The organism is Streptomyces sp. NPDC014894, from assembly GCF_043080985.1.
GTDB lineage: Bacteria > Actinomycetota > Actinomycetes > Streptomycetales > Streptomycetaceae > Streptomyces.
In genome coordinates this window covers 142908-158010 of the sequence record NZ_JBIBWD010000007.1, presented here as the reverse complement: position 1 = coordinate 158010, position 15103 = coordinate 142908, and the positions used below count along the sequence as shown (strand labels likewise).

13 protein-coding genes are annotated in these 15103 nt (G+C 71.3%); 3 read left to right on the top strand and 10 right to left on the bottom strand.

The genetic code is table 11. The features are described from left to right. Nucleotides 1-38: 38 nt before the first annotated feature. On the top strand, nt 39-2081 hold the full coding sequence (pknB, locus tag ACF089_RS18520; RefSeq protein WP_392027575.1) for a Stk1 family PASTA domain-containing Ser/Thr kinase: 2043 nt from the start codon (nt 39-41) through the stop codon (nt 2079-2081). A 311-nt stretch (nt 2082-2392) separates the two neighbouring features. Here the strand turns inward: pknB and ACF089_RS18515 are convergent, their stop codons facing one another. From ACF089_RS18515 to ACF089_RS18490, 6 genes are all read right to left on the bottom strand, one after another. Beyond that, nucleotides 2393-3085 (bottom strand): class E sortase, encoded by a 693-nt coding sequence (locus ACF089_RS18515; protein ID WP_392027572.1) that lies wholly within the window; start codon nt 3083-3085, stop codon nt 2393-2395. 73 nt (nt 3086-3158) lie between these two features. After that, a complete protein-coding gene (locus ACF089_RS18510; protein ID WP_392027569.1) occupies nt 3159-4391 on the bottom strand; it encodes a class E sortase in 1233 nt (410 codons plus the stop codon). After that, nucleotides 4388-5038 (bottom strand): aminodeoxychorismate/anthranilate synthase component II, encoded by a 651-nt coding sequence (locus ACF089_RS18505; RefSeq protein WP_392027566.1) that lies wholly within the window; start codon nt 5036-5038, stop codon nt 4388-4390. The genes ACF089_RS18510 and ACF089_RS18505 overlap by 4 nt, the downstream gene beginning before the upstream one ends. Further along, the gene (locus tag ACF089_RS18500; RefSeq protein ID WP_392027563.1) at nt 5035-5238 is read right to left on the bottom strand and encodes a hypothetical protein; all 204 of its coding nucleotides are present in this window, start codon (nt 5236-5238) and stop codon (nt 5035-5037) included. The genes ACF089_RS18505 and ACF089_RS18500 overlap by 4 nt, the downstream gene beginning before the upstream one ends. Nucleotides 5239-5319: 81 nt before the next feature. Beyond that, entirely contained in the window at nt 5320-6129 is an 810-nt protein-coding gene (locus ACF089_RS18495; RefSeq protein ID WP_392027561.1) for a class E sortase, read from the bottom strand. A gap of 24 nt (nt 6130-6153) precedes the next feature. Next, entirely contained in the window at nt 6154-6921 is a 768-nt protein-coding gene (locus ACF089_RS18490) for a DUF881 domain-containing protein (RefSeq protein ID WP_392027558.1), read from the bottom strand. A 142-nt stretch (nt 6922-7063) separates the two neighbouring features. Here ACF089_RS18490 and crgA point away from each other — a divergent pair, with 142 nt between their 5' ends. Beyond that, nucleotides 7064-7321: a cell division protein CrgA gene (crgA, locus tag ACF089_RS18485; protein ID WP_392027556.1), complete on the top strand. Its 258-nt coding sequence runs from the start codon at nt 7064-7066 to the stop codon at nt 7319-7321. Nucleotides 7322-7660: 339 nt separating this feature from the next. Here crgA and ACF089_RS18480 read toward each other — a convergent pair whose 3' ends face one another. Together ACF089_RS18480 and ACF089_RS18475 are read right to left on the bottom strand one after the other, a co-directional pair. After that, a complete protein-coding gene (locus tag ACF089_RS18480) occupies nt 7661-8566 on the bottom strand; it encodes a rhomboid family intramembrane serine protease (protein ID WP_392027554.1) in 906 nt (301 codons plus the stop codon). Nucleotides 8567-8725: 159 nt separating this feature from the next. Beyond that, on the bottom strand, nt 8726-9259 hold the full coding sequence (locus ACF089_RS18475; protein ID WP_392027552.1) for a peptidylprolyl isomerase: 534 nt from the start codon (nt 9257-9259) through the stop codon (nt 8726-8728). Nucleotides 9260-9539: 280 nt separating this feature from the next. On the opposite strand from ACF089_RS18475, the gene ACF089_RS18470 reads away from it, so the two are divergent. After that, entirely contained in the window at nt 9540-10232 is a 693-nt protein-coding gene (locus ACF089_RS18470) for a DUF5324 family protein (protein WP_392027549.1), read from the top strand. 95 nt (nt 10233-10327) lie between these two features. Here the strand turns inward: ACF089_RS18470 and ACF089_RS18465 are convergent, their stop codons facing one another. Together ACF089_RS18465 and ACF089_RS18460 are read right to left on the bottom strand one after the other, a co-directional pair. Next, on the bottom strand, nt 10328-10960 hold the full coding sequence (locus ACF089_RS18465; protein ID WP_392027546.1) for a DUF6344 domain-containing protein: 633 nt from the start codon (nt 10958-10960) through the stop codon (nt 10328-10330). Nucleotides 10961-11740: 780 nt separating this feature from the next. Next, complete coding sequence (locus ACF089_RS18460; protein WP_392027543.1) at nt 11741-15094, bottom strand: DUF499 domain-containing protein; 3354 nt, start codon at nt 15092-15094, stop codon at nt 11741-11743. Between the last annotated feature and the right edge of the window lie 9 nt (nt 15095-15103).

Here is a 15103-nt window from a genome sequence, read left to right as displayed (position 1 = left end):
AGGTGCGGTGGGGACTGACGGAGAGGGCTGGAACAGCTATGGAAGAGCCGCGTCGCCTCGGCGGCCGGTACGAACTGGGCTCGGTGCTCGGCCGTGGTGGCATGGCGGAGGTCTACCTCGCCCACGACACCCGGCTCGGCCGCACCGTCGCCGTGAAGACGCTGCGGGCCGATCTCGCCCGTGATCCGTCCTTCCAGGCCCGGTTCCGCCGTGAGGCCCAGTCGGCCGCCTCGCTCAACCATCCCGCGATCGTCGCGGTGTACGACACCGGCGAGGACTACGTCGACGGCGTCTCCATCCCGTACATCGTGATGGAGTACGTCGACGGCTCCACGCTGAGAGAGCTGCTGCACTCCGGCCGGAAGCTGCTCCCCGAGCGCACGCTGGAGATGACGATCGGCATCCTCCAGGCGCTGGAGTACTCGCACCGCAACAACATCGTCCACCGGGACATCAAGCCGGCCAACGTCATGCTGACGCGGACCGGTCAGGTCAAGGTGATGGACTTCGGCATCGCGCGCGCCATGGGCGACGCCGGGATGACGATGACCCAGACCTCCGCGGTCATCGGCACCGCCCAGTACCTCTCCCCCGAGCAGGCCAAGGGCGAGCAGGTCGACGCGCGCTCCGACCTGTACTCCACCGGCTGTCTGCTCTACGAACTCCTCACCGTGCGGCCGCCGTTCATCGGCGACTCGCCGGTGGCGGTGGCGTATCAGCATGTCCGCGAGGAGCCGCAGTCCCCGTCGAACTTCGACGCCGAGATCACCCCCGAGATGGACGCCATCGTCCTCAAGGCGCTGGTCAAGGACCCGGACTACCGCTATCAGTCGGCGGACGAGATGCGCGCCGACATCGAGGCCTGCCTCGACGGGCAGCCGGTCGCGGCGACGGCGGCGATGGGCTCCGTCGGCTACGGCTATCCGCCGGAGGAACAGCCCACCACCGCGCTCCGACAGTCGGACCCCGCGGCCGCCCAGACCTCGATGCTCCCGCCGATGAATCCGGACGACGGGAGCTTCGGCGGTTATGACGACGGGCGGGGCCGGCGGGGCCGGGGGCGGAAGTCCAGCACCTCCACGATCCTGCTGGTGGTCGCGGGCATCCTGGTCCTGATCGGCGCGGTCCTCATCGGCCGGTCCGTCTTCGGCGACAAGGCCGAGGCCGGCGGGATGGCGGTGCCGGAGATCGTCGGCCTGACCGTCGAGGAGGCCGAGGAGCACGCCACCAACGCGTCCATCAAGCTCCAGGAGTCGGGCACGGAGCGCTGCGACCAGCCCAAGGGGAAGATCTGCAGCCAGTCGCCCAGCGACGGGACGATCAATGAGGGCGAGACCCTCACCTATGTCCTCTCCGAGGGCGCCCCGCAGGTCGAGGTCCCGGACGTCACGGAGAAGTCCAAGGACAGCGCCCAGGAGGCGCTGAAGCTCAAGGGCTTCGAGGTGGGGATCAAGGAGGTCGAGTCCTCCGAGGCCGACCCCGGGACCGTGATGAGCCAGGATCCGGCGCAGAACAGCATGGCCGACAAGGGCACCAAGGTCACCATCACGGTGGCGACGCAGTCGCTCCGGCTCGTGCCCTCGGTGGTCGGGAACCAGCTGGCGATCGCGCAGAACCAGCTCCAGGCCAACGGCTTCCAGGTGAACACCGAGTACGTGGACTCCGAGAAGCCCAAGGACGAGGTCGTCAGCCAGACTCCCGAGGGGGAGACCAAGGCGGCCAAGAGCAGCACGGTGACGCTCAAGGTCTCCAAGGGTCCGGCGCAGACCATCCAGGTGCCGAATGTGACGGGCTCGACGCTCGGCGAGGCCAAGGCCCTGCTGACGCAGGCCGGTCTCCAGATCGGCAAGATCGACGGTACGGACGAGGACACCGCCCGGGTCATGAGCCAGACCCCGACGGCCGGCTCGCAGGCCACCGCGAATCAGCAGGTCAATGTGACGACCGTCGACTTCGGCGAGGGCAACGGGAGCAACGGCGAGAACCCCGGCGGAGGCAACGGCGGCGGCGACACCGGTGGAAACGAGGGTGAGGGCGACGGCGAGGAGAACGGCGGCTTCATCGGCGGCATAGGCGGCTGACGCCCCCGCCGAACCCGCTTCGGCCCTCTCGCCGCCCGGCGCCTCCGCACCGGAGACCGCGGACCGGCATCGAGCCCCGGCGCCCGACAGGGAGCCGGGGCTTCGGCGTGGAAGGAGGGCTCAGCCGCGGGCGGTACGACGGCGAGCGAAACGGCGGCGGGCGCTACGGGCACGAGCGGTACGGCGGTGAACGGTACGGGCGCGGGCGGTACGGCGGTGAACGGTACGGGCACGAGCGGTACGACGGCGAGCGGTACGGCGGTGAACGGTACGGGCGCGGGCGGTACGGCGATCGTGACCGCAGGAGAGGCTCAGCGCAGCTCGGCCGGCTCGGTGCGGTCCTTGTCGACCTTGACCTCGCGCACCAGCTCGCCCCAGACGATGTAGCGGTAGTTCGAGGTGAAGACGGGGGTGCAGGTCGTCAGCGTGATGTAGCGGCCCGCCTTGGTCCTCCCCGACTCCTTCGGGACCGCGTTGATCACATCCACGTTGTACTTGGAGGTCTCCGGCAGCGTCTTGTAGACCTTGTAGACGTACCAGGTGTCCCGGGTCTCGAAGACGATCGGATCGCCGTCCTCGATCTTGTGGATGTTGTGGAACTTGGCCCCGTGGCCGTCGCGGTGGGCGGCCAGGGTGAAGTTGCCCTTGTCGTCCCAGGGGAGCGCGGACTCGACCGGATCGGTGTAGTAGCCCGCGATGCCGTCGTTGAGCTTCTTGGGGTCGGTGCCCTTCTTCACCAGCACCTCGCCGTTCTTCATGGCGGGCACATGGAGGAAGCCGATGCCGTCCCGGGTGTCGAGCGCGCCGGGGCCGCCCGCGCCGCCGCGGCCGTCCTTCCAGCCGTCGCGCACCTGGTCGCTCTGGCGGGCGGACTCGCGGTCCGCGAGGACATTCGTCCACCAGAGCGAGTAGGCGACGAAGAGGCCCAGCACCACGCCGACGGTGATCAGCAGTTCACCGAAGACACTGATGACGCCGGCGACCCGGCTGCGCGTACGTGACACTGCTTCTCTTCCCGTCTGGACTCGGGGACCGCCGATGCCCGGCCCCCGCGTGACCCGCCGGACGCCTGCCGCCCTAGCCTACGAGCGCGTCCGGTTTGCCCTTGCTGCGCGGCCGTTCCTCGACCATCTTGCCCCAGACGATCATCCGGTACGTCCTGGTGAATTCGGGCGTACAGGTGGTGAGGGTGATGTACCGGCCGGGCGCGGTGAAACCGGAGCCGGCCGGGACGGCGCTGATCGTCTGGACGTTGGACGGCGGGGTCTGCTGGAGGATGCTCGCCATCGTGTACGTGTAGTACGTGTCCTGGGTCTCGACCACGATCGGGTCGCCCGGTTCGAGGCGGTTGATGTAGCGGAAGGGCTCGCCGTGCGTATTGCGGTGGCCCGCGACCGCGAAGTTGCCCGTCGGGTCGGAGGGGAGCGCGGTCTTGAGCCCTCCCTGGTTGTAGTGACCGACCATGCCCCGGTCGAGGACCTTCTCGTTGTCGACGCCGGCGGCGACGGGGACGACCACGTCCAGCTTGGGGATGTGCATGATGGCGAACCCCTGGCCCGGGGCGAACGCGTCCGGCTCGCGGCCCTTCGCCCAGGCTTCCTGGATCTTGCTCGTCTCCCTGTCGACCTCCTGCCCGGCGCGGATGTTGGTCCACCAGAGCTGGTAGGTGACGAAGAGGAGCATCAGCACGCCGAAGGTGATGAACAGCTCGCCCATGGCGCGGCTGGCGATCACGGCCGGGCTGTCCTTGGCCGCCCTGGCCGCGCGGCGGGCCTCGACCCGGGTCAGCGGCCTCCCGGGGCCGCCGGGGGGCGGTGGCCCGCCCACGCCCCCGCCGGGGCGCACCACGGGGCTCTGAGCGGCCTCGGGGGGCATGGGTCTTCTGCGCCCCCGGCCGCCCTTGGCCGCTCTTCGCCGCTCGGCCCGCCCGGGCCCGGCGGGCACCGGCGGCAGCTGAGCCGTCGGCATGGGCCCGGGGGGCGCCTGCGGAGGCTGTACGGGCGGCATCGGCCCGGGGGGCACCAGGGGCAGCACCTCGGTGGCGTCCGGCCCCGCGGGGATCCGGGGAAGCACCTCGGTCGCGTCCGGCCCCGCGGGCACCCTCGGCAGCACCTCCGTCGCGTCCGGGCCCGCGGGCGCCGGGGGGATCCGCCCGGCCGGCCGGGCGCCGTACGGCGAGCGGTACGGGCCGCGGGCGGGCGCGGGGGGCTCGCCGGCGGGCCGCTGGGGGCCCCGGGCGCGCGGCCCGGGCGGTGTGTCTCCGTGACCGGCCGTGGGGTCGTACGCGTCCCCGGCGCGACCGGTGGTCACACCAGAGCCTTGGCCACAGCCTTGCCCACCACTGGCGCGAGGCCCGCCGATCGCTGCACCGCGCCGCGGTCGCCGCACTGCTCCAGCCAGTTGGCCAGCATCAGATGTCCGTGTTCGGTGAGGACGGACTCGGGGTGGAACTGGACGCCCTCGACGGGCAGATCACGGTGGCGCAGCCCCATGATGATGCCGTCGGCCGTCCACGCGGTGACCTCCAGCTCGGCCGGGAGGTCGGCCGGCTCGGCGGCGAGCGAGTGATAGCGCGTCGCGGTGAAGGGGGAGGGCAGCCGGGAGAAGACGCCCTTGCCCTCGTGGCTGACCGCGGAGGTCTTTCCGTGCAGCAGCTCGGGGGCCCGGTCCACCACCCCGCCGTACGCCACCGCCATCGACTGCATCCCGAGACAGACGCCGAAGACGGGGACGCCGGTGGCGGCGCAGTGCCGCACCATGTCGACGCAGACGCCCGCCTGCTCCGGGGCCCCGGGTCCGGGGGAGAGCAGCACGCCGTCGAAGCCGTCCTGGGCGTGGGCGAGGGCGACCTCGTCGTTTCTCACCACCTCGCACTCGGCGCCGAGCTGGTAGAGGTACTGGACGAGGTTGAAGACAAAGCTGTCGTAGTTGTCGACGACCAGAATGCGTGCGCTCATCGGGCGGTTCCCTCTTCCCCACCGGCGCCGCTCCCGGCGCTCGCTCCGTCGACCGTCACATCACCGAACGGAAGAAGTGGCTCCGCCCAGGGAAAGACGTACTGGAACAGCACATAGACGACCGCGAGGACGAGGACGAGCGAGATGACCGCCCGCACCCACGCGTTGCCCGGCAGATGCCGCCAGATCCAGCCGTACATGTGCCGTCCCTTTCCGTTCGGTACGGCTCCAGACTAAAGGGCGGGGCGGTCGCGCGGGGCGGCTGTGGAAAGCTCGCGGGCTCAGTCGCCGGCCATGGGCCGGGCGGTCTCCAGCCGGGCCCAGACGATCAGACGGTGGCTGCTGCCCCACTCGGGCTCGCAGGTCGTGAGCGTGAGGTACCGCCCCGGGCCGCGGAAGCCGGACTTCTCCGGTACGGGATCGATGACGCCGACATCGGTCGGGACGGTCCGCAGCGGCCGTTTTTCCACTCGATAGATGAACCGGGTCGTGCCGTCGGTCAGCTCGATCGCGTCCCCCCGGCGGAGGGCGGGGAAGTCCTTGAAGGGATCGCCGTGGGTCCGGCGGTGCCCGGCGACCGCGAAATTGCCCGGCGCGCCGAGGGCCGCGGTGTCCCTGTAGTGGCCGAGGCCCCGGCCGAGGGTGTCCGCCCGGGTGCCTTCGAGGACCGGCCAGTCCCAGTCGCGGCCGAAGCGGGGGATCCGCATGACGGCGAAGGGCTCTCCGTCCCGGTACGTCCGTTTCGCGGCCGGGTCCGGGGCCTTCGCCGGGGGCCGGGAGGGACGCGCGGACGGTTGGGGCGAGGGCCGCGCGGAATCGGCCGGGACGTCCCGCTCCGCGGCGGGGGCGGGGGCCGCCGGAGGAGTCGGTTCCACCGGGCCGTGCGGAGCGGCGGGGGCCGGCGGCGCGGGGGCGGCGGACCCGGCCCGCTCCTGGGACCACTGGGCCCGGAGCCGGTCGATCTCGCCCTCGGCGGCGTTCGCCGCCGTCACCCCGGTCCAGAACACCGCGTACACGACGAAGAGCACGATCACCGTGCCGGCCGTGACGCACAGCTCGCTGAGGGCTCTGACGACCAGCCGCAGCGACAACCGAACCGCCCCCGTCCCCAGGCGCTACTCCGCGGGCTCCGCGTAATGGAGGTCCACTGTGCCGGAGTAGCCGGGAAGAGTCACCGCCTCGCGCTCGTCGACTTTCCAGCCGAGCCCGTACGCCTTCACATACAGCTGGTAGTTCTGGAGCGCCGCGGAGGAGTCCAGGGCCTTCTCCAGCCGTCCCCGGTCGCCGACCGCGGTGATCTTGTACGGGGGCGAGTAGACGCGGCCCTGGAGGATCAGGGTGTTGCCGACGCAGCGCACGGCGCTGGTGGAGATCAGCCGCTGGTCCATGACCTGGATGCCCTCGGCTCCGCCCTTCCACAGCGCGTTGACGACCGCCTGCAGATCCTGCTGGTGGATGACCAGGTCATTGGCCTGGGGCTCGGGGTATCCGGGGGCGGCCTGCGCGTTCGGCGGGGCGTCGTCGAGGGTGACGGTCAGCGCGCGGCCCGACACCTCGCGGGTCCCGGCGGCGGACTCCAGCGCGCCGAACCGCTCGTCCTCCGCCCGGGTGGATCCGTCGTCGCGGTGGGCGAGGGTGTCGACCTCCTCCCGGAGCGCGGCCGTGGACTCGTCGAGATGGCCGTTCCTGGCGCTGCGCTGCTGAATGAGGTCGGAGAGCTTCAGCAGGGAGTCGTCGCTGCGGAGATCGGTGCCCCGGGCGGTGTTGAAACTGGTGACGAAGATCAGCCCGGCGAGGGCGAAGACGGCGGCCGTCAGCAGCCGGCCCGTCCGCCTTCTGAGGATCCGAACCGGGCCTGGCCTGGAGTTGGCGGAATTACTCAACGTACCCTTATCTCCTCAGGCGCCTCGGAAGCACTACGCTAACGGACGCCCGGGGGAGGCGGTGGTCCCCGTCGCTTCCCGCCCCGGACGCCAGCCACAGTTCCCTGCGCGGTCACGCAGCGCATCGACAGGAGAGTCCCTCGTGCCGAAGTCACGTATCCGCAAGAAGGCCGATTTCACGCCGCCGCCCGCCGCCAGGCAGCCGACCGCCATCAAGCTGACGAACCGCAGCTGGGTCGCCCCGGTGATGCTCGCGCTGTTCCTGATCGGGCTGGCCTGGATCGTCCTCTTCTATGTGACCGAGGGCAAGATGCCGCTCGAGTCCATCGGTGACTGGAACATCGTCGTCGGCTTCGGCTTCATCGCCGCCGGCTTCGGCGTCTCCACCCAGTGGAAGTAGCTTCACACCGAAGCTCGGCGCGTCAAGCCTTGCCCTGAGTTATCCACAGCGTTGTCCACAGTGGGGAAAAGGTCAGACGATCTGTGGATAACCTTCAAGATGTTGACGCCGGTGTGACTGCGTCGGCCATCCCGGTGATGGCCCTGTGCCCCTTGCCGCCGCTGGGAAAAACCCAGTTCAGCGACAAGGGGCACACATGTTCCGCACAGCATGCGCAGGATTCGCCACCCACTGTGGACAACCATGGGGAAAGTCCCCGCAAAGTCCCTGCTCACGGGCTTCCGACGGCCGGGCACGGGCCTCTGGGCACAGGCGGGCCTCCGGGCGCACGGCCTCGGATCAGCCGAGGGCCGCGGTCCTCGCCACCACCGTGATCACGATCGCCAGCAGTACGGCTCCGGAGACCCCGAGCTGGACCAGCGTGCGGCGCTCGCGCGGGGCGTACACCATGCCGAGGGTGATGAGCGTGCCCGCCACCAGCCCGCCGATGTGGCCCTCCCAGGAGATGTCCGGCCGGGTGAAGGTCAGCAGCAGGCTGATCGCGAGAATCAGCGCGACCGGCCGCATGTCCAGATTCGAGCGCCGGGCCAGCACGGCGAAGGCGCCCATCAGACCGAAGATCGCGCCCGACGCGCCGAGCGACGGCTGATTCGGCGCGGCGATCAGATAGGCGAGCGCGCTGCCGCCGAGCCCCGAGATCAGATAGAGCGCGAGATAGCGGCCGCGGCCGAGCGCCGGCTCCACCATCCGGCCCAGGAACCAGAGGCCGAGGAGGTTGAAGAGGATGTGCGGCACCTCCTGATGGAGGAAGACCGCGGTGAGCAGCCGGTACCACTGGCCGTCGGCGACGCCGACGATCTCGCCGAGCTGGGGGCTGATGGCCAGCCCGATCAGCTCCGTCTCTGCCACGAACCGGCCGCCGAGCACGAGCACCAGGGCGAACACCGCCGCGTTGAGCCCGATGAGGATCTTGGTGACCAGGAAGGGATCCTCGGCGACGGAACCGCCCGCTATGGTGCGCGGCCGGTTGGCGGCCGGGCTGTGGCCGGTGCCGGACCCGTCCTTCACACACTCCGGGCACTGGAAGCCCACCGAGGCGCTGACCATGCACTCCGGGCAGATCGGACGCTCGCAGCGGGTGCAGCTGATGCCCGTCTCGCGGCCCGGATGCCGATAGCAGCTGGGCAGCCCGGCGGCGCCCTGCGGCCCTTGCGGCTCCTGTGGACTGCCTGGCGCCTGATCCATGAGATCCCTCAATCCTCGTGAAGCAACACACCGCCCCGTCCATCAGACGGATGGACGGGGCGAAATCGTTCCCTGAGCGTTCCCCGGGAGGCCGGGGCCGAAGCCGGAGGGCCGGTCCGCGCGTCGGCCGGTCCGTACCGCCGGGGCCCGGGCCCCGGGTCAGCTCTCGCGGGACTCGATCACCACGGACTCGATCACGACGTCCTCGACCGGGCGGTCGGTGCGCGGATTGGTCCGCGTCCCCACGATCTCGTCCACGACCTTGGTGCTCGACGGGGCGAGCACCTCGCCGAAGATGGTGTGCTTGCCGGTCAGCCAGGCGGTCGGCGAGACGGTGATGAAGAACTGGGAGCCGTTGGTCCCCGGGCCGGCGTTGGCCATGGCCAGCAGATACGGCTTGGTGAAGGCCAGCTCGGGGTGGAACTCGTCCGCGAACTGATAGCCCGGGCCGCCGGTGCCGTTGCCCAGCGGGTCACCGCCCTGGATCATGAAGCCGCTGATCACCCGGTGGAAGACCGTGCCGTCGTACAGCTTCTCCGTGGAGGACTCGCCCGTCGCGGGGTTGACCCACTCCCGCTCGCCCTGGGCCAGCTCGACGAAGTTCCTGACCGTCTTGGGGGCGTGGTTCGGCAGCAGCCGGATCTCGATGTCGCCGCGGTTGGTCTTCAGGGTGGCGTAAAGCTGCTCGGCCACGGTACTGCCTTCCGTAAACACTTCTCGGGCTCTGCGAACCGTCCGATCCTCGCACGGAGGCCCGGGCACACGGAAAAGCCTCCGCGGTCGTGCCCGCGAAGGCGCGCGAAAGGCCGAACAGTGGCATCGTCGTGCACAGCCTCCGGTATGACCCGGATGCCCGTCCCGCATGCCGGAGCAGCGGTCGGCAGGCATGATGTGCCAGCAGACGGAAAGGCGAAAAGTACCGCACTGGGGATTTCCCCAGACCAGAAGAACGCCACCGAGGAGGAGGATCCCCGTGACCCGCATGGACAGCGTGCGCGCCGCGACCGATTCGGCGAAGGAAAGCGTGCTGCACGCCGCGGAAGTGGTGGCGCCTTACGCCGGTACGGCCCGGAACCAGGCCGCTCATTACGCGCACGAGGCGCGTGTGCACATCGCTCCGAAAGTCTCCCGAGCCGCTCATCGGGCCAGTGGTCAGGCCCGTGTTCAGTACGCCGCCCATGTGGCGCCGCATGTGCCGCCCCAAGTGGACGACGCCGCGCACCGGGCCGCGATCCAGGCCCGTAAAGCCGCTCGTCAGGCGGCCGACTACACCAAGCCGCGCGTCGAGCACGTGGTCGCGGCAGCTCAGCCCGTACGGGAGGAGGCCGCGTCTCGGTCCGCCGCCGCGCTGGCCGCGCTACGCGGACAGGTGACGCCGAAGGAGATCGCCAAGCTGGTGCGCAAGCACGAGCGGCGTTCGAAGGCCGCCCGGTTCGGCAAGGGGCTGGTGATCGTCGGCGTGGTGGCCGGCGGAGCCTTCGCCGTCTGGAAGTGGTGGGACAAGCAGGCCAACCCCGACTGGCTGGTGGAGCCGCCCGCCGCGACCGAGCTGTCCGACCGCGATCGGCTGTCGTCCGTCGACGGCAGTCCGGAGGCGCTGGACCCCGAGGTGCGGGCGAAGCAGGCCGAGGCGGAGGCCGCTGACGACCGGGACGAGCGCCGCTGACCTCGGCGTACGAGGACGAGTACGGGTACGAGTGCGCGTACGGGTACTCGTACGGGCCGTGGAGGGCCGGGAGAGGTGAAACCGATCCCGGCGCTTCATGCCGCGGTGGTCAGCAGTGAGCGGTCGGCGGCCGCGCCGAAGTCCTTCGCCCCGCGCGCCCCGATCGACACGACCCCGGAGTCCAGCGACACCGGGTCGAGGACCGGGAGCTTGCGCACGGACGGCGACGCGTTGTGGGCCTCCGCCCGGATGCGCTGCTTGATGGTGGGCGGCAGTGAGCGGGTACGGGAGCCGGGGCTCCATCGGGTGCTCTGGGCGGGGACCGCCGGGGCCGCGGTGCGGGCGCGGGCGCGGGACGCGCGCCGTTCGGCCCTCTCCGTACGTTCGGAGCGGGCCCGCCGGTGCTTGCGGTCCGGGCCGGCCGCTGTACGTCGCCGGCGGTCCCGCTGATCCGGAAGGCCCGGGAGACCCGGCCGCGCCGATCGTTCCGTACGCACCGGTCCGTCCCGGTGCTCCACTCCTCCGTCCGGCAGATCCGGACGCGCCGTCACGCCCTCCTGCCGGGCGATCGCCTCCGCGGCCGGCGCGGCGGCGGTGGCGGCGGTGGTGGTCCGCCGGGCGACGGCGGTGGCGGCGCGGGTCAGTCCCATCGAGGTGAGCAGGGCGACAAGGGCGGTGATGAAGGCGGTCCAGATGCTGGTGGTCGCGTGGGCTTCGGGTGTGGTCATGGCTCCTCGCTTTCGGTTGTTTCGAGTGGGGCGATCTACATACCTTTCTCATGATGTGTATGCATCTCGAGTTGCGAAGGACCGACGCAGGGGGTAGCCAGTTCTTCTGATGAACACCACCCGTTTGGGGGTCTTGGGGGTGCGGGGGGAGGGGGTTCTGTGCGGGGGCCCTCAATCGCCGGGCGGGCTGGATTTGACCGCGTGGTCCGGTGCGGGTGCCCCGGGGCGCGGGGGCGTCCTCAAACGCCGGACGGGCTGGGATTGACCGCCTGGTCCCGTGGGGTGCCCCGGGGCGCGGGGCCGTCCTCAAACGCCGGACGGGCTGAGATGGGCCGGGCGTCCTCAAGCGGCGGGCGGGCTGGGATTGACCGCGCGGTCCCGTGCAGGTGCCCCGGGGCGCGGGGGTGCCCTCAAACGCCGGGCGGGCTGGATTTGACCGCCTGGTCCCGTGGGGTGCCCCGGGGCGCGGGGGCGTCCTCAAACGCCGGACGGGCTGGAAATGACCGCGCGGTCCCGTGCAGGTGCCCCAGGTCGGGGCCGTCCTCAAACGCCGGACGGGCTGGGATGGGCCGGGCGTCCTCAAGCGGCGGGCGGGATGGGATTGACCGCGCGGTCCCGTGCAGGTGCCCCGGGGCGCGGGGGCGTCCTCAAGCGGCGGGCGGGCTGGGATGGGCCGGGCGTCCTCAAGCGGCGGGCGGGCTGGGATGGGCCGGGCGTTCTCGAACGCGGGATGGGCTGGTGTCCTCTGGTGGTGGGCGGGTGGGGGGGGTGGGGCTGGGGCTAGTCGGCTTCGAATTCGGCGGTGAGGTGGAGGGTGTTGGCGTTCTCGGTGAGGGTGCGGATTTTGTCGGGGGGGAAGCCGGTGGGGTGGGTGGCGTGGATTTCGACGGTGACTTCGATGTCGGCGTCGGCGGCGTCGAGGGGCTGGAGGATCTCGAAGACGTACTTGGCGGCGTTCTTGCTGTACTGCTCGGGGGTGAGCCGGGCGGTCGCGTAGAAGCGGGTCGGGGGACGGGCGGCGGGGGGCTGCGGGGCCGGGGCCGCGGGGGGCAGCGGGGACGGGGCCGAGAGGCTCGGTTCCGCGGGCGGGGCGGCGGTCGCGGCGGTCGCGGCGGCCTCTTCGGCGGATCGGCGGCGCTGGGCGAGCGCCAGATCGAGCCGGACCAGCAGCGTCCCGTCGGTGAGCTGACCGAAGCGCGCGTCGGCGCCGGGCAGGACGAGCCCCTGATAGCGGCCGCTCGCCGCGTCGTGGCCGACGGCCAGGGCGAAGCCCTCGTTCTCCCAGGTCAGCATGGAGAGCACATCCTCGACCCCCTGGTCGAGCACCGTCCGGTTCACCAGCCGGTTCATGTACGGATAGGCCGTGTGCAGCTCCCAGAGCCGCCCCAGCGAGATATGGCCGTCCTCCTCGAAGACCCGGGACAGCGGCCCGGTCAGCTTCTGGTGGAGGACCGCGGGCGCCTGCTGAAGATAGAGCATGCCCTCCCGCTTCAGCCGTTCGGCGGTGCGCACGGCGATGTCCTCGGCCCGGCCGCCGTCCACCCGCAGGCTCTCCCAGACGATCGGGTCGCCGGGGTGCTGCTCGGGGACGAGCGCCCAGCGATAGGCGTCGCCGACGCGCAGCTCGACCTTCTCGTTCGCCTGGTCGCGGCGGGTCTGCGCCTGGCGGCGCCGGCTCTCGGTGAGATCCAGCTCCAGATGGCGGTCGAGCACCTTCTTCCAGCCGAGGTACTCGCGGACCGCCTCCATGAGGTCGCCCATGTCCTTCTTGTCCGCCGCCAGGAAGACCAGCGTGTTCTGGTGCCGGCGCTTCCCGTGCCCGTGCGAGGAGAGCGTCTCGGCGGCGAAGTCCAGCGCCGGGGTGTCCCAGACGTCCTTGCCCGCCCGATGGGTGTGCCGGGGGTGCAGCAGCACCAGCCGGGCCTGGTCGGTGTCGGGCACGTCCTTGGTCTGCCGCGGGCCCACATGGACGGCCCCGAAGTCGCCGCGCCGCTTCGGCACGGCCTCCAGCCTCCGTACGATCTCCGCCCAGACGTCCTCGTCCCGGCCGATCAGCCGGTCGGCCTCGTCCTTGGCGGTACGGGTGATGTTGGCGTGGGTGTCGAACCAGTGCCGTTCGGCGTCGCCGTACAGATAGGTGGAGCGGTCGGCGAGCGTGTTCAGCGCGGTGCGGAAGTTGCCGAGGGCGTCGCCCGGTACGGCCATGCCGAGCCGGATGTACGGCTCGGCCAGGCCCTTCTTCGCCGCTCTGACGGTCGGCGCGGAGCCCATGAAGACGGTTCGGGCGATCCGGCGGCTCATCGCCCGCTGGCCGAGGACGGTCTTCTCGTTGTCGACGGCGACCGGGGTGGAGTCGGGGCCGTCGACATCGGCGTCGATGATCGGCTTCCAGCGGTCCTCCAGATAGTGGGTCAGCTCCCCCGCCACCCGCTGATCGTCCAGCGGAATGTCCCCCGGCATGATCATCGGGCTCTGGTTGCCGTCCCGCCACAGCGCGTGGATCACCGCGCTCATCAGCCGCAGCACACCCCGGGTGCGCTGGAAGCGGTCGAGCGTCGACCAGTCCTCGTAGAGCCGGCTGAACAGCTCCGGATGGATCGGATAGGTCGACTTGATCCGCCGCTCGTACTCGGTGCCGTCCGCGCCGGCCGGGAAGTCCCGCTTGTAGGTGGCGTAGAACTGGCTGAAGAGCCGGGCCGCCTTGTTCACCTCGGCCTGGACCTCGCCGGTCGGGGCCTCGAACAGCCGCCGCCGGACGATCTCGAACGACTCGTCCGAGCTGGCCGGACGCCAGGAGTCCGCCTTGCGGTGGATGACGCTCTGGAGCCGCGCGAGGGCCAGCTGCCCCGCCTCGCCGCCGATCTCGTCGGCGTCCGCCCGGTCCTCGCGGCCGTCCTCCGAGGCGGGGATGGAGAGCACCAGCTGCGCGCCGGAGACCGCCTCCACCGCCTCGGTGAGGGACTGCGCGAAGGAGAAGTGCGTCTCGAAGGTGCCCGCCGGCAGACTGTCGTCGCTGACCAGCTGGCGGGCGTAGACCACCCATTCGTCGATGAGGATCAGACAGGGCGCGTAAGCGGCGAGCAGATCCTGGAGCAGCTCGGACCCCGGGCTGGTGCGGCTGCGGTCGGCGGCCGCGATGACGTCGTACCCGCGCCGGCCGCCGAGCTGCCAGGCCAGCTCCCCCCACAGGGTGTTGACGGTGGTGCCGTCGGCCTTCGTCTCCGGCTGGCCGGGCGCGAGCGCCGTCCCCACCAGCACCGCGCGGCGCACGCCTTCGTCGGGCAGCCCGGCCGGGGCCGCCTCGATCAGCTCCTGCATCTCCTGCGGCAGCCGCTGACGCTGGAGCCCCGGCGCGTAGAGGTGGTAGAGCGCCAGCATGGAGTGGGTCTTGCCGCCGCCGAAGTTGGTCTGGAGATTGACCGTGGGGGCCGCGTTGCCGTCGCCCGCGACCCGCCGGAGCGAGGTGGCGAGGAGATCGCGCAGCCCCTCGGTGAGATAGGTGCGCTGGAAGAACTCCTCGGGCTCGGTGTACTCGGGCGCGCCCTCGCCCTTGGCCACCTGGGCGAGGTTGGCGGCGAACTCGGAGGCGTTGAAGTCGCCCCGGGCGACGTCCTGGTGGGGGACGAGAACCTCGCGCCAGGGGCGCAGCCCGTCGGCGGCGACGCTCGGCATGGCGGCGGCCCGCCGGGTCCGCCGCCGGGTCTCGGCCTCGATCACGGACCGCTGGAGGTCGAGCCGGGAGGTGCGGACCTGCTCGGCCAGCTCGGCGGCGGCCCCGACGGCGGTGAACAGGCGTTCGGCGGTGTCCAGGGCGCGTACGGTGTCGTCGGCGCTGAAGGCGGCGTTGTGCGCCCAGCGGTTGCGGACGTCGGCGACCTCTCCCGCGTAACCGCGGGTCGCGCCCGGGAGGGCGTGGCGGAAGTACGAGCCCCAGTAGCGCTGGAGGATGTTCAGCAGGAACTGCGGATCGCGGCGGGAGACGAGGCCGCGGCCCTTGTCGCGCTCCTCGGCGACGGCGTCGTCGAACCAGCCGGCTCCCTGGCGGCGGGTCAGCTCCCGGTCCACGAGCGGGAGCAGCCCGTCGGGCAGCAGTTCGATCATGCGGCCGACGCGGTCGCGGTTGCTCTGTGCCATGTCTGAACG

What these genes read in the sequence shown, in the direction of transcription:
- ACF089_RS18460 (WP_392027543.1), bottom strand. Translation starts at nt 15,094, where the DNA reads ATGGCACAGAGCAACCGCGACCGCGTCGGCCGCATGATCGAACTGCTG.
- ACF089_RS18505 (WP_392027566.1), bottom strand. Translation starts at nt 5,038, where the DNA reads ATGAGCGCACGCATTCTGGTCGTCGACAACTACGACAGCTTTGTCTTC.
- ACF089_RS18465 (WP_392027546.1), bottom strand. Translation starts at nt 10,960, where the DNA reads ATGACCACACCCGAAGCCCACGCGACCACCAGCATCTGGACCGCCTTC.
- pknB (WP_392027575.1), top strand. Translation starts at nt 39, where the DNA reads ATGGAAGAGCCGCGTCGCCTCGGCGGCCGGTACGAACTGGGCTCGGTG.
- ACF089_RS18500 (WP_392027563.1), bottom strand. Translation starts at nt 5,238, where the DNA reads ATGTACGGCTGGATCTGGCGGCATCTGCCGGGCAACGCGTGGGTGCGG.
- ACF089_RS18480 (WP_392027554.1), bottom strand. Translation starts at nt 8,566, where the DNA reads ATGGATCAGGCGCCAGGCAGTCCACAGGAGCCGCAAGGGCCGCAGGGC.